Annotated in this window: 20 protein-coding genes; 8 read left to right on the forward strand and 12 right to left on the reverse strand. The window is 45.2% G+C overall.

The window, feature by feature from the left end:
- Positions 1-13: 13 nt before the first annotated feature.
- The 7 genes from flgF to GZK95_RS11035 all read right to left on the reverse strand — a co-directional run bounded on the left by flgF (position 14) and on the right by GZK95_RS11035 (position 5,855).
- Positions 14-763 (reverse strand): flagellar basal-body rod protein FlgF, encoded by a 750-nt coding sequence (flgF, locus tag GZK95_RS11005; RefSeq protein ID WP_075706621.1) that lies wholly within the window; start codon positions 761-763, stop codon positions 14-16.
- A gap of 210 nt (positions 764-973) precedes the next feature.
- On the reverse strand, positions 974-2,278 hold the full coding sequence (gene flgE / locus GZK95_RS11010) for a flagellar hook protein FlgE (RefSeq protein WP_075706622.1): 1,305 nt from the start codon (positions 2,276-2,278) through the stop codon (positions 974-976).
- Between the two features lie 28 nt (positions 2,279-2,306).
- On the reverse strand, positions 2,307-3,014 hold the full coding sequence (gene flgD / locus GZK95_RS11015; RefSeq protein ID WP_075712991.1) for a flagellar hook assembly protein FlgD: 708 nt from the start codon (positions 3,012-3,014) through the stop codon (positions 2,307-2,309).
- Positions 3,015-3,030: 16 nt separating this feature from the next.
- Complete coding sequence (gene flgC, locus GZK95_RS11020; protein WP_075706624.1) at positions 3,031-3,447, reverse strand: flagellar basal body rod protein FlgC; 417 nt, start codon at positions 3,445-3,447, stop codon at positions 3,031-3,033.
- A 5-nt stretch (positions 3,448-3,452) separates the two neighbouring features.
- Complete coding sequence (gene flgB, locus GZK95_RS11025) at positions 3,453-3,848, reverse strand: flagellar basal body rod protein FlgB (protein WP_075706625.1); 396 nt, start codon at positions 3,846-3,848, stop codon at positions 3,453-3,455.
- Between the two features lie 242 nt (positions 3,849-4,090).
- Entirely contained in the window at positions 4,091-4,918 is an 828-nt protein-coding gene (locus GZK95_RS11030) for a protein-glutamate O-methyltransferase (protein ID WP_075706626.1), read from the reverse strand.
- A 10-nt stretch (positions 4,919-4,928) separates the two neighbouring features.
- Positions 4,929-5,855, reverse strand: coding sequence for a chemotaxis protein CheV (locus tag GZK95_RS11035; RefSeq protein WP_075706627.1), 927 nt, complete (start codon positions 5,853-5,855; stop codon positions 4,929-4,931).
- A 74-nt stretch (positions 5,856-5,929) separates the two neighbouring features.
- On the opposite strand from GZK95_RS11035, the gene flgA reads away from it, so the two are divergent.
- From flgA to GZK95_RS11050, 3 genes are all read left to right on the forward strand, one after another.
- Positions 5,930-6,676 (forward strand): flagellar basal body P-ring formation chaperone FlgA, encoded by a 747-nt coding sequence (gene flgA, locus GZK95_RS11040; RefSeq protein WP_075712993.1) that lies wholly within the window; start codon positions 5,930-5,932, stop codon positions 6,674-6,676.
- Between the two features lie 105 nt (positions 6,677-6,781).
- On the forward strand, positions 6,782-7,099 hold the full coding sequence (flgM, locus tag GZK95_RS11045) for a flagellar biosynthesis anti-sigma factor FlgM (protein WP_075706629.1): 318 nt from the start codon (positions 6,782-6,784) through the stop codon (positions 7,097-7,099).
- Positions 7,100-7,111: 12 nt separating this feature from the next.
- Positions 7,112-7,537, forward strand: a complete 426-nt coding sequence (locus tag GZK95_RS11050) for a flagella synthesis protein FlgN (RefSeq protein ID WP_075706630.1) — start codon at positions 7,112-7,114, stop codon at positions 7,535-7,537.
- A gap of 74 nt (positions 7,538-7,611) precedes the next feature.
- Here GZK95_RS11050 and flgP read toward each other — a convergent pair whose 3' ends face one another.
- Entirely contained in the window at positions 7,612-8,043 is a 432-nt protein-coding gene (flgP, locus tag GZK95_RS11055; protein ID WP_075706631.1) for a flagellar assembly lipoprotein FlgP, read from the reverse strand.
- Positions 8,044-8,051: 8 nt separating this feature from the next.
- Positions 8,052-8,687 (reverse strand): FlgO family outer membrane protein, encoded by a 636-nt coding sequence (locus GZK95_RS11060; protein WP_075712995.1) that lies wholly within the window; start codon positions 8,685-8,687, stop codon positions 8,052-8,054.
- 160 nt (positions 8,688-8,847) lie between these two features.
- Between GZK95_RS11060 and GZK95_RS11065 the strand changes: the two genes are divergently transcribed.
- The 3 genes from GZK95_RS11065 to GZK95_RS11075 all read left to right on the forward strand — a co-directional run bounded on the left by GZK95_RS11065 (position 8,848) and on the right by GZK95_RS11075 (position 12,237).
- Complete coding sequence (locus tag GZK95_RS11065) at positions 8,848-9,984, forward strand: flagellar assembly protein FlgT (protein WP_075706633.1); 1,137 nt, start codon at positions 8,848-8,850, stop codon at positions 9,982-9,984.
- A gap of 305 nt (positions 9,985-10,289) precedes the next feature.
- The gene (locus GZK95_RS11070; RefSeq protein ID WP_075706634.1) at positions 10,290-10,964 is read left to right on the forward strand and encodes a response regulator transcription factor; all 675 of its coding nucleotides are present in this window, start codon (positions 10,290-10,292) and stop codon (positions 10,962-10,964) included.
- Entirely contained in the window at positions 10,948-12,237 is a 1,290-nt protein-coding gene (locus GZK95_RS11075; protein ID WP_075712997.1) for a sensor histidine kinase, read from the forward strand. The genes GZK95_RS11070 and GZK95_RS11075 overlap by 17 nt, the downstream gene beginning before the upstream one ends.
- 62 nt (positions 12,238-12,299) lie before the next feature.
- Here GZK95_RS11075 and nagE read toward each other — a convergent pair whose 3' ends face one another.
- Positions 12,300-13,781: an N-acetylglucosamine-specific PTS transporter subunit IIBC gene (gene nagE, locus GZK95_RS11080; RefSeq protein ID WP_075712999.1), complete on the reverse strand. Its 1,482-nt coding sequence runs from the start codon at positions 13,779-13,781 to the stop codon at positions 12,300-12,302.
- A 334-nt stretch (positions 13,782-14,115) separates the two neighbouring features.
- Between nagE and GZK95_RS11085 the strand changes: the two genes are divergently transcribed.
- On the forward strand, positions 14,116-14,622 hold the full coding sequence (locus GZK95_RS11085) for a Fe3+-citrate ABC transporter substrate-binding protein (RefSeq protein WP_075706637.1): 507 nt from the start codon (positions 14,116-14,118) through the stop codon (positions 14,620-14,622).
- A gap of 80 nt (positions 14,623-14,702) precedes the next feature.
- Here GZK95_RS11085 and GZK95_RS11090 read toward each other — a convergent pair whose 3' ends face one another.
- Complete coding sequence (locus GZK95_RS11090; protein WP_075716059.1) at positions 14,703-15,656, reverse strand: OmpA family protein; 954 nt, start codon at positions 15,654-15,656, stop codon at positions 14,703-14,705.
- A 356-nt stretch (positions 15,657-16,012) separates the two neighbouring features.
- Complete coding sequence (gene gltX / locus GZK95_RS11095; protein ID WP_075706639.1) at positions 16,013-17,437, reverse strand: glutamate--tRNA ligase; 1,425 nt, start codon at positions 17,435-17,437, stop codon at positions 16,013-16,015.
- A 224-nt stretch (positions 17,438-17,661) separates the two neighbouring features.
- On the opposite strand from gltX, the gene GZK95_RS11100 reads away from it, so the two are divergent.
- A complete protein-coding gene (locus GZK95_RS11100; RefSeq protein ID WP_075716060.1) occupies positions 17,662-20,367 on the forward strand; it encodes a heavy metal translocating P-type ATPase in 2,706 nt (901 codons plus the stop codon).
- Positions 20,368-20,369 lie beyond the last annotated feature (2 nt).

Raw genomic sequence — 20,369 nt, forward strand, 5'->3', positions numbered from 1 at the left:
TCCTAAATATCTATTAGCTTGAACGAAGTAGCGAATCAGAAGCTTTGTCCATCTCTTCCGCTGTACTCATCATTTTGACTTGCATTTCAAATTGGCGTTGTAAGTCAATCAGAGCGGTCATCTCACCGATTGCGTTGACGTTACTTCCTTCAATTGCACCTGTGAGCAGTTTTACTGCACCGTCAGGCTCGTATGCGGTATTGGGATCTTTTGCTCTGAACAAGCCGTTTGCATCTTTGAATAGTGACTGATTATCAGGGCGAACAAGCTTGATACGGTCAACAACTTCCATTGCGTCGGCTGGAGCGCCTTGCGGAACGACTGAAATAGTACCGTCATTGCCGATTTCAACTTTACTGACTGGAATGGGAACGGTAATTGGTGCGCCAGTTTCCCCCATCACAAGATTGCCATTGCCACTGGTCAATAAACCATTGGCATCAATTTGGAGATTACCGTTGCGGGTTAAACCTTCTTTGCCCGTGTGATCCATCACTGAAATCCAACCCTCACCTTGGATGGTGACATCAAGATCTCGGCCGGTGGTGATCACACTGCCTTGTTGAAAGTTATGCCCTGGACGTTCCGTCATGCTAAATACGCGAGTTGGCAAACCATCGCCATACGCTTGCATAGAACGTGCTTGCGCCAAATCAGCACGGAAACCCGTGGTACTGACGTTTGCTAGGTTGTTCGCTCTAAGCTGCAAAGCTTGCATATTTTGCTTAGCTCCGCTCATGGCGAGAAACAGAGAACGGTCCATTAACTTGCTCCAAAAATCACTATTCGAAGCAAATAAAGCAATTGTTATGCCAATAAAATTACTTGTTATTTATCAGATAAATAGGAAGAAAAATCGACATAAGCATGCCGTTATAGAGGAAGGTTTTGCCTGCTAGTGGCAACGATGGCAACTTAGCGTTGCCGCTAAGTTGCCATTCAGATTAAGCACAAAGATTCTGCTCAAGGAGAATTAGCGAATCTGTAGGATGTTCTGTTGTAACTGGTTATGAACCTCTAGAGAACGCGAGTTCGCTTGGAAGTTACGCTGCGCCGAAATCAAGTCCACTAGCTCTTGCGTCATATCGATGTTTGACTGCTCAAGCGTACCGTTGTTGATGGTACCAAATGAACCTTTGTTCGACTCACCCCAGATTTTATCACCCGAGAACTGAGTTGAATCCCATTGAGTACCACCTTTCTTATCAAGACCTTGCTCGTTCGCAACGCGAACTAGTGCAACACGTCCTAAAGTGATGTTCTCACCGTTTGAGTAGGTTCCCAACACACTGCCATTCTCATCGAAGTCAATTTTAGTTAGGAAGCCCGTTGTCGCGCCATCTTCATCAAACTTAGTTAACTCAAAAGGTGCGGCAAACTGAGTAGCTGCATCAAGACCAAACGACAGTGTTTGGTTAATATCCGCACCGTTCATCTCAATTGGATTCGCTCCGGTACCAATCGGATCAGTCACGATGTTGTTGCCGCTGTTTAAGCTCGCAAGCGTACCATCGTTGTTGAACTTCATGGTGTGACCAACATGACCAGATGGTGTCGTCGCGTCACCACCAGCAATGTTAACTGGTTTCTCACCAGTCTTATCTGTCACCGTATAGTACGTCTGCCATGTGTTCGGTTGAGTCTGATCTTTCAAGTAGTACGTTGTCATCTTGTAAGACTGACCCATCGAGTCATAAATGGTTGAAGACGTCGAACGGTTATAGGTTTCTGGGTCACTGTAATCAAACAGAGCCGGATCTTTTAGATCACCATTAGCTGGAAGGTTTACACCCACCTCAATGTTTGCGGTCTGTTTAGGTTTACCAAACTCAGCAGGAATGTTTATCGGCGTTGGCTCATAAGAAAGTACTTCACCTGTATCCTGATTCACTTGATAACCCAGCAGGTATTCTTCGTTCGAAGTTACCATGTAGTTATCTTTGTTCAGGTGGAAAGCACCGTTACGAGTCAACTCGTTTTGCTGAGGGATCAGCCGATCTTTAGCTACCGAGAAAAAGCCAGTGCCAGATACACGTAAATCAAGAGGGTTATTGGTGTAAACACTTGAACCTTCGTGAAATTGTTGTGCGACTTTGTTTGCCTGTACACCTTGACCTGGAGCTGTCTTAGCATTGGTAAACAATGAGTTTGAGTAAACATCACCAAACTCTGCACGAGACTCCTTAAAACCAAAGGTGTTCGAGTTAGCTATGTTATTACTGGTTGTATTCAGATCTAACTGAGCGGAAGATAGCCCACTTAATGCAATATAAGACATTCCTAATTCTCCTATCTAGCTTGCGTTGTTACGCTTTGCCTACTTCGAGTACTTCAGCAAGTCGAACTGGCGACTCAAAGCCAGCCAGATTGAGCAGTACGTTACCATCACCTTTACCAAGTAGAACGCTGTTGACGTTTGCGTATGTCGATACTTCAAACTCTTTGCTTTCTCCCTCTAACAAGCCAGAGGCTTTCACCTTGTACTTGCCAGCTGGCAATGGGTTACCGTTTTCATCTTTTCCGTCCCAAACAACACGGTTATCACCAGCAGGTTTGGCTCCAACTTCAAACGTACGAACCAACTGGCCCATCTCGTTTTCAACGCGAACAAACATATTGTCTACGTTTTGGGGAAGCTTAACCATAGCTGCCATGGACTGACCATCTTGCTTGACACCAGCAGCTCCGGGAACGAGTACATCACGTCCCACAAGAGTCGACGCCTGCAGTGCTTGGTTTGATGTCATTGACGTATTCAGTGTTTCAAACTGAGTGTTCATTTTGCCAATGCCATCGACGGTGGCAAATGATGCCATTTGTGCAATCATCTGGTCATTGCCAACCGGCTTAAAAGGGTCCTGCTGAGCAAGTTGCTTAGTGAGAAGGGATAAAAAGTCTTCTTGTTTAAGATCCTGTTTACCCGTTGTCTCGTCTGTCTTCTTCTGATCTTGCAGGGCTTTAAGCTGGTCAACATAGGACAAGCCGTTTTGACCAACGTTGTTAATACCGGCCATACGTTACCTCCAATCCCTATTGACCCATCTGCAGCGTACGCAGCAGCATTTGTTTACTGGCATCTGCTAATTGCACATTCGTTTGGTATGAGCGAGAAGCAGAAATCATGTTGGCCATTTCTTCCATTACGTTAACGTTCGGCTTATAGATATAGCCTTCGTCATTCGCAAGTGGGTGATCAGGGTTGTATTCCGCATTAAGCGGCTTGTCACTCTCAACAATACCCAACACCTTCACCGGCACCGTTTGGTCTTGACCATACTTTGCCTTACTTAACTCAGCACCAAACACAGCATGACGCGCTTTGTAGGTGTCTTTCGCTGAGCTAGAGACGCTATCTGCATTCGCCAAGTTGCTTGAGGTTGTATTTAGACGAACGGATTCAGCACTCATTGCAGAACCTGTCACATTGAATACGTTAAATAAGCTCATCTAATTTATTCCCCTTTGATTGCTTTGGTTAAGTTCTTGAATTTACTTCCTAGGAAGTCGAGTGATGCTTGATGTCTGATTTGGTTTTGCATAAACAAGTTACGCTCTAAATCCACATCGACAGTATTGCCATCCCCCGTGTCAGGTTGAGTTGGAAGTCTATAAAGCACTTCACCTGTTACCTGAGTAGAGGCAGGAATATGCCGACCATCGGTACGGCTAAGACCAATGCTTGCCTCCGAACTTGCCGCCTGTAATGCCTTTTTAAAATCCATGCCTTTTGCTTTGTAACCCGGCGTATTAGCTTGCGCGATATTGGTTGAGATGACCTCAGCGTTACGCTCACGTACGCCCACCGTGTATTGGTGAACGCCTAATGCCTTGTCAAAAGAAATAGCCATGTTTGCCTCTACTTAAGAACTGACCGTTATTACCAGTTAATAAAGCAAAATGCGTACCAGTTTTAAATGAGTACTCAAAATTTGCTTTATCAGCGATTTACGCAGCAATAACCACGCCAACTTTAAATCTCAGTCACACGTAGAATTGCCTTAGAAATGTCTTGCTCAGTATACGAGTGATTTATGCAAGGCACAAAAAAGCCCAGCATTCGCTGGGCTCTATCAAACTCGGTACAAGATAACTATTTTAGCTTGTAAATAATGCCAGGGTTACAACGAACCATTTCAAATCGGTCAGTTAACCCCGTCAACGATTCAGAAGCTCCCAATAACAAATAACCACCAGGGTTAAGGCTGTTTGCCATTTGATTGAGCACTTTTGATTTCATCTCAGGAGAGAAATAAATCAATACGTTACGGCAAAAGATAACATCAAACTTACCGAGCAAAGCGTAGCTATCCATCAAGTTTTGCGGACGGAAGTTAACAAGACGCTTCGCATTGTCTTTGATTTTCATACGACCATCGCCTGCATCTTCAAAAAAGGTGCGACGACGCTCAGGAGAAAGACCACGACCCAGTGCAAGATTATCGTAGACACCTGCACGGCACATATCGAGCATACTGGCTGATATATCCGTTGCGGTAATCGATACGCTTGGCAACATACCAGGCTTACGCTGTTGCGTTTCCAAAATGGTCATTGCCATTGAATAAGGCTCTTGACCAGAGGAACTTGCCGCTGACCAAATTTTAATCGGACGCTTATTTGCAGCAAGCTCCGGTAAAATTTTGTCAGCCAACACAGTAAACGGGTATGCATCGCGGAACCAAAGTGTTTCATTGGTGGTCATCGCGTCTACAGCGGCAATGCGTAATTCTCGGTTGCGACCCGAGATCACATCACGCAATAGATCAGAAAGCGACGCCAACTTAAACTTTACAACCAGTGGGCTTAGGCGACTTCTTACTAAATACTGCTTACTTTCTCCCAGTACAATACCGCACTGAGATTCTAAAAAACGGCTAAATTCACGATACTCTTGATCGCTTATAGTTATCGCTGTCATTAAGTTCTCTTTATTTTACAAGTGCAGTCTTCACTGCATTACCAAGTTCATCAGGGTTAAACTTAGCAATAAATGCGTTCGCACCTACTCGTTCTACCATGGCTTGGTTAAATACCCCACTCAAAGAAGAGTGTAAGATAACATATAGATCTTTGAGATCAGCATGGCGACGAATTTCTGCTGTCAACGTGTAGCCATCCATTTCAGGCATTTCAATATCAGAAATAACTAACGATATTTGCTCGTACACGCTGCCTTGCTCTGCCATTTCAAGCAGCTTTTCGTAAGCCTCTTTGCCATCTTTCACCGAGACAACTTCAAAACCAATTGAGGTAATCGCTCGCTCAACTTGCTTACGCGCAACCGTCGAGTCATCGGCAATAAGAATACGGCGCACCAGCGGTTTTTCCGCTTCTGCTTTCTCAATTTCCTGACCGATATTGCTATCCATGGTTTCATCCACAGGTGCAATCTCTGCCAGAATTTTCTCAACATCCAGAATTTCAACCAGTTCATTATCAATGTTGGTCACTGCGGTTAGGTAGTGAGCTTTACCTGAACCTTCTGGTGGCGGCAAAATCGCCTCCCAGTGCATATTAATAATGCGCTCTACCGAAGTCACCAAAAACGCTTGGATACTACGGTTAAACTCTGCGATGACAACAAATGCTTTGTCGACATCTGTTGTTGGTCGTCCGCCAATGGCTAAGCTTAAATCAATCACCGATACGGTATGGCCACGAATATGCGCCACGCCTTTAACTAGTGGGTGAAGGTTTGGCATTGAAGTAAGCTTAGGACACTGAAGAACTTCTTTAACCTTGAACACGTTAATACCATAACGTTGACGTCCCATTAGACGGAATGTCAATAGTTCCAATCGGTTTTGACCGACGAGTTGCGTACGCTGATTCACAGAATCAAGAATACCCGTCATAAGCTCATCTCCATTTCAAACATTCAAGTAAAAAAGTGGTAATCTATTGCAGGTCATGAAACCCGAGAAACCGAATGATATATTCTAAATCATACTTTTCTACAATTTCCACAACCAAACTGTTTTTATATCTCAATAGAGTATCAATCGTTATCGGCCTATCGGCGGTATTCTTTAGTTTTTCGGCTTTATCTGCCACTAATGAGCAAATACAAGCGATTCAAAAAACCGCACAAGAGTACATATTAAACAGTATTGAACAACCTATTGGTGGTGCTCTCGAAGCACAGGCAGCTAACGTTGACAGCCGAGTTTTTGCGACTGACTGCCCATCAGGGCTAACCGCCTCATCCAAGTCAACCAATTCTAATGCCAGTAATATTACTGTGTTAGTCTCTTGTGACCAAGAAGATTGGCGACTTTATGTGCCAGTAAGAGTAACTCGAACCGGCCCTCAAGTCTCGCTTGTTTCACCACTTAGTCGCGGGCAAATTATCGCCGCTCAAGATGTCACCATCAGTATGGTAGACTTGCAGCGCTTAAGGCGGCAAGGATTTTCCACAATAAATGCTGTTATCGGAGCAAAAGTGAAGAAAAACCTCCGCGCTGGCGAGATCATCGAGCAACGCGACATTTGTGTGGTTTGCCGCAATGACATCGTAACGATCAAAGCGGTGAAATCAGGTATGACCATCACCACCAAAGGGGTTGCGCTCTCTGATGGATCCCATGGTGAGCAGATAAAAGTGAAAAATAGTAAATCTAACCGTATAATTGATGGCAAAGTGACCGACATATCCGAAGTGACCGTTATTTTCTAACGCACCTTCGACGGTAAGAATCAATTGAGAAATATTGCTAAAGGTCTGTCCATCTCTGCCGATATGGTCAGTACAGGAATCTCAATTTAATGAAAGGCTTTCTAAATGGCAGGTATAGATAATATTCGCGCAGGGCAAACGCTCGCGACCAACACACGCAGTGCATCTCGAAGTAGTGATAGCTCTACATCAACATCCACTTCGGCGGCGAAAACTCATTCTGCACCACAAGATGCAGTATCATTGAGCTCGGAAGGTAAAGCGGTTGGCGCGATGCACAATCAAATGGTTAGTCAGCCAAGCTTTGATCAAGCTAAGGTAGCCGCGATAAAAGAAGCGATTGCCAATGGCTCTTATACCGTTGACCCAGAGAAACTCGCCGATAATATGATCAAGTTCGAAAAAGAACTTGGTGGATTATAGTTGAGAGGTTAAATGGCGACTTTAAAAAGTTTGGTAGAATTTCAGTTAAAAAGTGCCAGTGAACTTTCTGAGTTGTTAGAGAAAGAGCAAGTAGCCATTGCTCAGCGTAGCGCAAAAGAGATTGAGTCTATCGCGCATCAAAAAAATTCCTTAGTGCTCCAGTTGCAAACCACTGATGAAAGGATTGCTCGCCATCCAGAAGTAGAAAGCCTGAAAAGCGATCCTGAGTTAGTGGTTTTTGTCGATCAAATTCGCCACACCATAACCGAGTGCCAACAACTCAATGACGTAAACGGTGAAGCACTGCAAAGAGCCCAATTAAGTTTCAATAAACTTGATAATCTAATGAAGCAGAGCCAAGGGAAAATGGGCATGACTTACACTGCCAAAGGTCATACTCGAAATGTTTCCACTCTCGGCACCAACCTCAAAGCGTAAAGCACTAAGACGAAATAGCAAAAAAGCGGCAATCCAATTGCCGCTTTTTGTTATATAGAGATTAGAGACAGAGATCAGAACAAGGTTTGCTGACGCTTTTCTGGAACTTGCTGTACTTCACCATAGTCACGCAGTTTATTCATTTTTTGAATATCAAGACGTAACTCCGTCACGTAAGTATCACCAACTTTGTAGCTACGTACTACCTCGGCACCGCGAATCACACCATCAACAGCACCAGAGGTAAGCTCTGTACCTAGACGCTGATCTTTCAAGTCCGCACGGCCGCTGACACGCATACCATATACCTGCTCAGCCAACTCACGATAAGCATCAATTTTCGACGCTCGCATCGCTCGCACTTGCTTCTCTTCTTCATCACGTCCCTTTTGCTCGCTAATGCTGGCATAACCAACCGCGCTAAGCCAATCATCAGGACGCATTTGGCTAAATGGCTGACACCCAATCAATGTCATTGAGATCAACAACAATAATAACTTTTTCATCTCAACTCCTATGGACGAAGAATCACAGTGTATGGCTGACGTATAGTCGGGTCTGAACGAATCAAAACACCATCCTGTGTACGAATACTGTTAAGCGTATCAAGATCGCGACCAATACGATCGGCAGGAAGGAAACCTTGCGCCGAAGCAACCACGATTCTAGATTGCATTCCCACTACACGAGCGTTAACCAGTACCCCACCTTCTTGGCGCAGCATTGTTCCAGTCAAAACATATTGAATGTCTTGCTCTTTTGCGAGATCTTTCCAGTCACGGCTGAATGCAAAATCCCCTTGCTGAGTCACTTGGATACTGCCCGTGGTTTTGTAGTCGACAACCTTAAAACCACGACGTTGAAACTGATGAATAAAACCTTCTGATACGGAATTACCCAGCCAGTTGGTTGCATCCATGTTTTGCAAATCCACGAATGACGTAACAGCAATCGGCGTGCGCGCCGACACACTGGTGTTCGAGTTGACCAAATCTTCGGTCATACTCTCAACAAAGAAATCTAACGTGTGGCGAGGGCTTTCCATTAATAGGAACTGGCTGCCAGGATAGGGTTCTTTGCCGTTATAAATTGGGGAGTAGGCACAGGCTGTGAGAAACAACGCTGGCACTAACGCTAACCATTTTTTCATTCTCTAATCTCCGATACATTCAGGCACTGGCGTCCCATTTCTATCTCTCTTTCAAAAGTGGAACACTCTTTGCTTTTCTAATCGTGCAATGTTTAGAAAACCAATGCCAAAATCCGCTATTATTCGTAAAGCAAAAACTGTACCTAGTTGGTAACACACTATGAAAAAATCGATTATCGGCCTCTTATTCACCTTTGTTGTGGGCGTGTTTGCTCCAACCACACAAGCCGCTTGGTATGAAGTGACCGGCATGGCAACCGTGGTTTCCTCAGAGGAAGCGGCTCGTATCCACGCGTTGGAAGACGCTATTTATAAAGCCGTTAGTTTCTCTGGTGCTGATATTGGTAGTATCGCCAACCTACGCCCCCTACTCGAAGACGGACGCAAAGAGTATCAGTTCACTAACCATGAAGTGCGCTACATCTTGGTCGAGAAGCAAAAAATCTATGACGACGTTATGGTGGTCAAGGCAAGAATTGATATCTATCCATCGGCAACGGGTTGCCACGTAGATCAATATAAAAAGACCTTTCTCGTCGGTAATATTGATCTTGCCTCCCCTCAGCAAGCCGTTATGGGGCAGATCTACAGTCTAGGTGATGACTTCGCGCAGATTCTCAACCGTCAACTTGATCAAGAGTCAACCAGCTTTGTTTCGGTTGGCACCACCGATTTTGAAATCAGCAAACGCTACCCAGAGCGATTGAAAATGATCGCTGAAGATACTGGGGCACAATATATTATTGGTGCCACCATTAATGATTTAACGGCCACTATCGAGCAAAACTTCTTAGCTGATGACATTATTAATCGCCAGTTTGCTATGGAAGTCACCGTATTTGATGGTAAGACGGGGAGTGAAGTCTACACCCGTAACTACCGTGAAGTTGCACGCTGGCCATTCCCTAAGACGAGCCAAGTGGATACACGCAGCGCACGCTTTTGGGCGTCAACTTATGGAGAAATGATGTTGCGAGTGAGCCGCAATATCATGCTCGATCTTGAGTCTGAAGTTTCCTGCAAAATCACTCTACCTGAAATTGTCGCGAAATGGGGCAATGTGATTACGATGAACTTAGGCCGCTTACATGGTGTACGTGAGGGCGACAAGCTACAACTATGGCACACAGGATCATTTATTGATCAACGAGGTCTGCCGCGCAATAAGGTGACAGAAACTGACATCACCCTAACGGTTACCCGTGTTTATGAAGGGGAAGCTGAACTCAGTGTCGACCAACCAGAACTGGCCAATAGTATTCAAATTGGCGATGTGATGCATAAGCTCATTCCATAACAAGTACCGAGGCTAGATGATATTAACTCACTTGAATATCATCTGGCTCTCTATTAATTATTCTTAATCTTTCCAAAATCCTCTCTAAAACTCTCGACGCTTATACTGTTTTCGTCACCTTAAGTGCCCTAACTGCTCGTTCACGAGCATTCAACTTGTGAGCAAAAAGTTATCATTTAACGCTGAACATATGTGGTTTACCCCCTAAACCGTATTGAGGCTCGCATTAGTCACGCGAGCCTCCTCCTCTCTATTCAATATTTATATCAACAAGTTAAGATAGCCTCTCAACAGGAGAATTATGCGTGAAAATACTCATTATCGAAGATGACCAAACGACTAGAGAGTTCGTCGCCAAAGGTCTAAAAGAGCATGGCTATAGCGTCGACCAAGCTGAAGATGGGAAAAGTGGTTTAATGATGGCGCTTAGTTGCGACTATCAATTAGTGATCCTTGACCGTATGCTACCTTACTTAGATGGCATGAAAGTCCTTTCTGCCATCAAAGCAACCGACACTCACACCCCTGTATTGATATTAAGTGCTCTCGATAGTGTTGAAGATAGAGTCGATGGCTTGCAAGCTGGTAGCGACGATTACTTAATCAAACCTTTTGCACTGGCAGAGCTGCTGGCTCGAGTTGAGATAATCATTCGCCGTAACCATCGCCAATCAAAGCCAGAGAGCCAACTCTGTTATGACTGTTTAACCGTTGATTTACGCGCACACCGTATCTTGTGCCATGGCAAAGAGCTTTCACTGCAGCCAAAAGAGTTTCAACTCATTCAATACTTTATTGAACATGCTGAGCAAGTGATCTCCCGCATGCGCCTATTTGAAGCCATTTGGAGCTATCATTTCGATCCAAAAACCAATGTTATTGATGTGCACGTGGCTAATCTGCGCCGAAAGCTAGAGGAGGCAGGGTGCGAAGCATTACTTCATACCGTGCGAGGTGCAGGCTATGTCCTTCGCCGATAACAGCGCTCTAACTCGTTCCTCTATTTTCAAAACGTTAGTGGCGCTCTCAGTACTGGTGACCGTGCTTAATATCATTATCATCCGCCAGTTGTACATTGACTCGGATAACTTCCACCAGCAACGTTTAACAGCACAACTCAATGATGAAGTTCGAGAATTCGCCTTTGCAGCAAAGCAGAGTTCTAGTGAAGTTGAAAAGCTACTTAAGACAAAGCAAGCCACCAATACCCCCTTTAGTTATCGCATTGTTGAGTATATCGAACCGCCCCAAAGTACCCACTACTACCCGATTAGCCACCTTACCAACCTCTCGACGAAGTTTCGTATTAGTGACTCCCATCAGCTGGAAATTGATGTTGATAGGCAAGTACTCGCCGCCTATAAAGAGGCATTGATTCCTATTGTCTTAACCGGAGTCATGTTACCAAGTGCCACACTGCTGGTTGCGACATTCTTCTTCACCGTATTGATTCTGCGTCGTTTAGAGACCGTCAATCAAGCAATGAACCGGGTATTGTGTGGTGAGCGAGCCGTCAAACTGCCAGTTTCTCGACAAGATGATGAGTTTGATATTTTGTCCATTCACCTCAACTATATGATTGAGCAAATGGCAAAAAATGAAACCACGTTGAAATCTCTAACCACTGGATTAGCCCATGACATGCGCACGCCAATGGCAAGACTGAAACTTCGATTGGAAGGAATCCTTGATGACGAGCGTTCTCTGAATGCCGAGCAAAGCCAGCAAGTTTCCGCCTGCCACGAAGAGCTTGAATTACTGCTGTCACTGTTTAATAGCATGCTCGAGATCGCCAAACTAAATAGCGGCCAGACCAACATCACTTTCCAAACGGTGAACTTAAGCAAGATTGCCCATGATGCCTTGGAGTTTGTCACCCCGCTTGCCGAACAAAAGCAGCAACAATTGATTATTCGCGATGATCAGCCTTGTCTGGTATCAGGCGATCCCTCTTTGCTGTTTCGCGCCATTTTTAATCTGATCGAAAACGCAGTGAAATACACCCCAGAAAAAGGAACCATTGAAATTGTGATAGATAAACTTGGGGTTGTTATCGCCGACAACGGGATTGGTATTGCCGATCAAGACAAACTGCATGTCTGTCAGCCTATGTATCGAGCGGACAAAAGCCGCACCGAACAAGGAAATGGTTTGGGGCTATCTCTTGTCGATGCCATTGCCCATCGCCACGGCGCTCAACTCTTGCTCAAAGATAATCATCCTGGCCTAAGAGCTCGGTTCTACTTCAACTAGCCCTCAAACAACCATAAGACACAAGAAGCCGGACAATGCCGGCTTTTTGCTATTGTGACCGATCAATGACTTGGCAGGGGAATCTCACTCAAATCTTGATGGGTTGGTATTTGCTTCATTTCCGAGGCAATTTGTTCTGCCTCCGTTCCCACAATCACTTGTAAGTTGTTCTCTCCGATTCTCACCACCCCCATTGCTCCTAAAGCTTTCAGTGTGGCTTCATCTGCACGAGAGACATCTTTTAACGAGAGACGCAAACGAGTGATGCATGAATCGATACTGGTCAAATTACTATGACCACCCAGTGCTTTTAGAAACTGTGCTGCCCTTTCACCAACACTTGTTTGTCTCACATCTTCAGCCAACTCACTTTCACGCCCTGGGGTTTTAAGGTCAAACTTAATGATGGCAAAACGGAATACGGCATAGTAGAGCGCCGCAAAGCAAAGCCCTTGCAGAATCAGCATATATGGCTTGACCGCTAGTGGTAGATTAAACGACAGTACGAAATCGATAAGACCGCCACTGAAGGTAAAACCCGCAATCCACTGCATGCTCGCCGCTAGATACATTGAAAGCGCCGTCAATACTGCGTGAACCACATACAGCGCAGGAGCGACAAACATAAAGGCAAACTCAATCGGCTCAGTCACTCCCGTTAAAATAGCGGTAAACGCCGATGCCCCTAAAATGCCGCCCACTTTCTTCTTGTTCTCAGGCTTGGCGCAATGATACATCGCTAGGCACGCTGCTGGTAATCCATAACCCATAACAGGAAAGAAACCACCTTGATAGATTCCGGTGACACCTAACTCACCAGTCCCTGACCAGAACTTAGAAATGTCACTAATGCCAACTAAATCAAAGATGAATACTTGGTTCAGCGCATGGTGCAAACCAATTGGGATCAGTAATCGGTTAAAGAAGCCATACAGCCCAGCCCCCGTTGCACCCAATTCAGAAATCGCGATACCAAAGTTTACCAACGCCCCATAAACCACAGGCCAGATATAAACCATCGCCAAACTAATTAAGATTGCGGCAAAAGAGGTGACGATAGGAACGAAACGACGACCACCAAAGAAACCCAACACCGCGGGTAATTGGATGTTGTGAAAACGGTTGTAGAGAGTAGCGGCAACAATACCAATCAATATCCCCGTAAAAGCACTCACGGCGGCACCAGATGCAATCACCTGAGCTTGGCTCATCTGATCAACGGGTACTCCCGTGATTTGTGATATGACCGCCACGTTGCCAACAATCATTTCGATAATCAATAATCCAAGCAAACCAGAGAGTGCCGCGGCACCATTGTTATCTTTTGCTAGTCCATAAGCCACGCCAACAGCAAATAACCACGCCTGATTATCCATGATACCCTTACCACCAAAAACAAGAATGGTCGCCAAGGCGCTATTCGCCCCCCAACCCGCGGGGTCAATCGCATAACCTAATCCTAGCATTAAGCCACCCGCTGGCAGCACGGCAATTGGCACCATCAAAGCCTTACCGATTTTTTGCATATATCCGAGTATGTTCACCTTAAATCCTCATTGCTAATTATTCCTTCAAGACACTTAGCATCGCTTTCGTGTCGCAATGTAAATTCTAAATAGCGTTGAATTAAGGGCGGATTGTGGAGTGATTAACGATTGTTAATGTTGCAGATTTTGGGGCAGATATCGGGGAAGATTTCGAGTAACCTCTACCTTCTTTATCGATTAATCGAGTTTATTATCAAGATAAAAAGTGTGAGTGATGCATATTCTTGGGCAACAAACTGCCGATAAGCTATGTTTATTGAGTAATCTCACTTTAAAATTTAGTAACAATTGCTTACTCTTTAACTAATAACAAATATATCACTAAAAAATTATGCCAAAGAGCAATTTAACAACCAATACCGGACACCGGTTTATTTCCAAAGCGAAGACTGCCTACAAAATCCATATTCATACCCCCGAAGATACGGTGCTTCATCGTTCGGTCGGTTTTATTAAACTGGGTGAGAAGAAAGGACTGCAAAAAGCCATTAAGCTCAGAAATGAGTTGGGCAGTGAAATGTGGGGGAAATTCTGGCGCAGATTACTTAAAGATCCGTACTTAATGACGCGGCTCCCCCACTCTGTTGAGCCAAAAATCATCTACAAACCTCGCCCAACTAAAGACAACCCTGATGCAAAAGACGAGTGCTATATTGCCGCTTGGCGCAATTATGATGAAAACGGCAAGTTGATTTACAAAAGTGTCGTTTGCTCGGTCAACAAACATGGTCGCTTGGGCGCGTACACTAAAACCAAGAAAGCGCTACTTGAAGCCAACAAGGATAATCTTGAAATTCTCGAGTTTATGGGTCGATTAAGTAGTATTGATCTTAAGTAGATAACAAGCGAAATTGTATGGCAGTAAAAACAGCAAAGCCTTGGTGAACAACCAGTCCACCAAGGCTTTGTGACTAATTTTTACTGTTCAACTTGATATTCAAACTCAGGAACAGTGATATCTACGCGACGGTTTTGTGCACGACCTTCACGTGTCTCGTTGCTCGCAATTGGGTTAGCTTCGCCTTCACCACTCACTGTGATTCGGCTTGCGTCAACACCACTTTCAGTCAGAACAGCCGCGACTGATTGAGCTCGTTTCTCAGACAGTTGTTGATTGTACTCTGCCGCACCTGAAGAATCTGTATGACCCACGATTTCAACTTGAGCTTGCGGGTAGTCATTCAATAGCTGCACAAGTTCATCCAACTTAGCTGCGCTTTCTGGTTTAAGCTTGCTACTGTTTAGTGCGAATGTTTCGGTATCCAAAAGGGTCGCTTCAAACGTTTTGGTCATTACCACAGTCTCAACGACTTCTTCAACCATCACTTCTTCTTCGACTACTTGCTCTGGCTCTTCACTCGCGCCAAAGCGGTAAACAAAACCCAGTGTCGCTGTGTTAGCAAATGCACGAACAATATCGTTATTGATGTCGGTTAGCGCTTGATATTCTAGGCGAACAGATGAGTTTTCTGAACCAGCAAACTCAAGACCTACAGCTCCTAAGAAAGACTCGTCATTTTTGTCGCCGTAATTAACGTAAGCACCACCAAACTTACCGTACACGTCAATCGCATCGGTAATACCAAATGATAGTTTAGGCGCTAATGTGAAAGCACCAACACTGTCATCAGGTAGACCAGCACCGGTAAACTTACCTAGGTAGTCATACCCTGCCTCTAGCGCAAGAAAGTCATTAAACTCGTAGCCACCAAAAACGCCGACAGAACCTGAGTTGTCATCGCACGAAATGCCACTAACACATTCGTCGTCTAACCAAGTGTAACCCGCTTTTAAACCTAGATATGGATTCGCATTCGCCACACCTGCAGCCATCGCAAGCGATGCTGAAATTGCCACTGCTAGTTTTTTCATTTTAAATTCCTTTATCCACTGTTCTTGTAATTTTAGAAACCATCGCTGGCCTCACTTTGCCACCTCAACACAAGCACCTGGCGTATTAGCCTGTGACTTGCGCTGACAAATGTAAAAACGTTAACGTGATCACACGCATATTATGTCTGAATTTGAGAAATTAATCTGTCTCAAAAATGGAAAGTTGTCTTACCTTACTGTTATTGCAAGTGATTTCTTCCATATTTCTTGTTAGGTGACACGAATAAACGTAGAACAAGAACTGCAATATTGCCAAAAAATACGCAGCGCAAAAAAAACCGCAGCACAACGGCTGCGGTCTTTATTGATCAATAACCTAGGTGTTTTGACAAACTTTATGCGTTTGCTTCACGCTCAGCAATAAAATCAAGTGCCATCTTAATACGAGCAACACAGCGATCTTTACCCACAAGCTGCATTACCGCATCAACTGATGGAGATTGGCCACCACCAGTTACTGCAACACGAAGTGGCATGCCGATTTTGCCCATACCAATTTCAAGTTCTGCACATACGTCAGCAATCATTTGGTGTAGGTTTTCAGTAGTCCATTCAGTCATCGCTTCTACTTTTGCAAGCGCCGCTTCTAATGGCTCTTTCGCAACACCACGTAGGTGTTTCTTCGCTGCGCCAGCTTCAAACTCAGAGAAATCTTCGTAGAAGTAACGCACCTGCTCTGCAAGTTCAACCAATGTGTTACAACGCTCACCGACCAACTTAATAACGTCAGTAATTGCCGGACCGTTGTCTTTATTGATGCCTTGTTGATCTAGGTGCCATTGTAGGTGCTCAGCCACATACTCAGGCGCTGAAGTCTTGATGTAGTGGTTGTTCAACCAAAGCAGTTTGTCTGTGTTAAATGCTGATGCTGATTTAGAAATCGCATTTAAGCTGAAGAACTCGATCATCTCTTCACGAGAGAAGATCTCTTGGTCACCATGAGACCAGCCTAGACGCACTAGGTAGTTGTTCAGTGCTTCTGGTAAGTAACCCATATCGCGGTATTGCATTACCGATACGGCACCGTGACGCTTCGACAGTTTCGCACCATCATCACCAAGGATCATTGCACAGTGAGCAAATGTTGGTACTGGAGCACCAAGAGCTTCATAAATATTAATTTGACGAGGCGTATTGTTGATGTGGTCTTCACCACGGATCACGTGAGTAATGCCCATATCCCAGTCATCAACCACTACGCAGAAGTTGTAAGTTGGTGAGCCGTCAGTACGGCGGATGATTAGATCATCCATTTGGGTGTTGCTGATTTCGATACGACCACGGATTTGGTCATCAAATACAACGCTACCTTCTTTCGGGTTACGGAAACGGATCACACATGGATCGCCATCTTTTGCTGCATCGTTTGCCGCTTTGATTTTTGGATGGTTTGCATCGTAGCGCGCCATCTCTTTGTTCGCTTCTTGTTCAGCACGAACTTCATCAAGCAGCTCTTTAGACGCATAACATTTGTATGCTTTATCTTCTGCTAGCAGCTTATCAACCATTTCGTTGTAACGGTCAAAACGTTTAGTTTGGAAGTAAGGACCTTCATTCCACTCAAGGCCTAGCCATTCCATACCTTCCATGATCGCATCAACCGCTTCCTGAGAGTTACGCTCAAGATCCGTATCTTCGATACGCAGTACAAATTCACCGTTGTTATGTTTAGCGTATAGCCAAGAATAAAGTGCTGTACGCGCACCACCCACGTGAAGGTAGCCTGTTGGGCTAGGAGCAAAACGAGTTTTAACCGTCATGTAAAATACCTTGATTGTCTAAATGACCGCACTAGTAAATTCAGTGCCAAAATTGGGCGTTATTTTATACGCAAGTGAGGCGAGGTGCTAGGGTATCAAGCTGTTTTTTACGCTAAACGCTGCCAAGCTTAGCGATTAGGATTCTCCCCCTGAATGTTTATCGCTTGACCTTACCCTTGAGGTAAGGTTTATCCTCTGTTTTAGTAACCGTTCGAGGATTAGCGATGAACACATTTGAAATACCACTACAGGGTTTAAACTGTATGGGCTGTGCGCGCAAAGTGGAAAAACAGCTCAATGACAACTTGGTTGTAACCATTGGCCAGCTCTCGCCGACCTCGATCTCGTTAACGACCAATGCCTCTTTTGCCGATATAGCTAAGCAGGTTACCTCACTTGGCTATCATGCTGGTGTTTATAAACAGTTTGCCCTCTCAGGACTAAACTGTGGTAAGTGCGTCAATAAGCTCACCGAGCACCTCGCAACTAATGATGCCATCAGCGAAGTGAACGTCAGTAAGACTGAACTCTCACTCTATACGCTCCTGTCCGATCAAGCAGTCATCGACCTCGTGGCAGAAGTGGGCTACCAAGCCTCTCTCGAGGCTCAAAGCCATCAACCCGATGTCGTGAAACAGCCCGAAACTGACACTCAATTAAGAACCGACTCGTTCAATATCGCGTCATCAGATGAAACCGTCAGCATCAACCTGTTGATTGGCGGTATGACATGTGCGAGTTGCGTGGCATCTGTGGAAAAAACACTACTTGCGGTTGAAGGTGTCGACAAAGCACAAGTAAACCTAGCAGAACAAAGTGCATTGGTGATTGGTGCCAGCCAAGTCCTTGTTGAGCAAGACTTGCTCGATGCCGTGGCAAGCGCAGGCTATCAAGCACAAATCATCGCAGACCCCGCAACTCAACAGCAAAAACAGTTAGAGCAGCAACAGCAAATCCAAGCTCACCATAAACGAAGTGCATGGTATGGGTTAGCTGTAGGCGGCCCCCTTATGGCTTGGGGCATCTTGGGTGGCAATATGATGATTCGTAACCTCAACGATCAGCTAATTTGGGGCGCGATTGGATTAATTTGCTTGGCATTGCTCGCTACCGCAGGTCGCAGCTTTTTTAGCAACGCATGGCTGGCTCTAAAACACGGCCGAGCCACGATGGATACTTTAGTTGCGCTCGGCACTGGTGCTGCATGGTTATTCTCAATGCTGATTGTCATTGTTCCTCAATGGTTTCCTGAGGCATCACGTCATATCTATTTTGAGGCAAGTGCAATGATCATTGGCCTTATTTCACTCGGTCACTATATAGAAGCAAAAGCCAAAGCCAATACCACTCGCTCCCTGCAAGCGCTGATCGATTTGCAGCCTAAATCAGCCACCTTAGTGACTGAAAATGGTGATCGGGAAATTGCCGTAGAGCTGATTGAAAAAGAGATGAAATTGCGGATTAAACCCGGAGAAAAGGTTCCCGTCGATGGGGTGGTTGTCGCAGGACACTCCTATATTGATGAATCTATGCTCACCGGTGAGCCAATGCCAGTTGATAAGCAAGTGGATAGTAACGTCTCCGCAGGTACTTTGAATCAAGACGGTAGCTTAGTGATCACTGCCACCAGCGTAGGGCATGACACCATGCTGGCACGGATCATCAGCTTAGTACGACAAGCACAAAGCAGTAAGCCCGCGATCGCCAAACTGGCCGACCGAATTTCTGCCGTATTTGTCCCTGTTGTGGTAGCCATTGCGATTATTGCCGCTCTGGTTTGGTATGTAGTAGGCCCTGATCCTAAAGCAAGCTATATGCTGGTCGTGGCAACAACCGTATTGATCATTGCTTGCCCATGTGCGCTCGGCTTAGCAACACCGCTATCTGTTACCGTTGGGGTCGGCAAAGCGGCAGAAATGGGGATATTGATCCGTGATGCGGACGTGTTGCAGTCTGCCAGTAAACTTGACTGTGTCGTTTTCGACAAAACCGGCACCTTGACGCAAGGCGCCCCAAGCGTCGAAAAACTATTTTCAGCGCAAGAGGACACACAAGACTTACTGTCACTCGCAGCTAGTTTAGAGCAACAATCAGAGCACCCATTAGCAAAAGCCATCGTCGAGCATGCCAAACTAAACTCAGCCCCGCTCTACCAAGTAAGCAACTTTGAAAACATGCGTGGACAGGGAGTAAAAGCAGAATTGAACCAAGAGAAGGTGGCGGTTATTTCATTACCTCATGCTCAAAGCGTCGGTATTGATTTAGATGCTTTCTCCAGCGCACTACAAGAGTGCCAAGAGAACGCTTGGACGACCGTAATTGTGACCAAAAGTAACATCGCTCAAGGTGTGATTGCTATTGCAGATCCAATCAAATATGATGCCGCCGCCGCAATTTCTGCCCTTAAAAAAATGGGGATCAGACCGATTATGTTGACCGGTGACAATCAAACTGTCGCCAACTCCATTGCGACACAACTTGGTATTCAAGATGTTATCGCCCAAGTGTTGCCGGATGAAAAAGCCAACCATATACAGCAACTCAAGCAGCAGGGGTTAACCGTGGCAATGATTGGTGATGGCGTCAATGATGCACCAGCACTTGCGCTTGCCGATATCGGTATTGCGATGGGCAGTGGCAGTGATGTCGCTATCGAAAGTGCACAAATGACCTTACTAAACTCTTCGCCTCTGGCTGTCGTAAAAGCGATTGAGCTTTCGACCGCAACAGTGAAGAACATGAAGCAGAATCTGTTTGGAGCGTTTATCTATAACTCTCTGGGCATTCCAATTGCTGCCGGTGTTTTGTACCCAGCTTTTGGCTTTTTACTCAGCCCAGTCGTGGCAGGAGCAGCAATGGCGCTGTCTTCCATCACTGTGGTGAGCAATGCAAACCGACTACGATTATTTGAAACGACGCATCGTTCTTAGAG

The organism is Vibrio panuliri (assembly GCF_009938205.1).
Taxonomy (GTDB): domain Bacteria; phylum Pseudomonadota; class Gammaproteobacteria; order Enterobacterales; family Vibrionaceae; genus Vibrio; species Vibrio panuliri.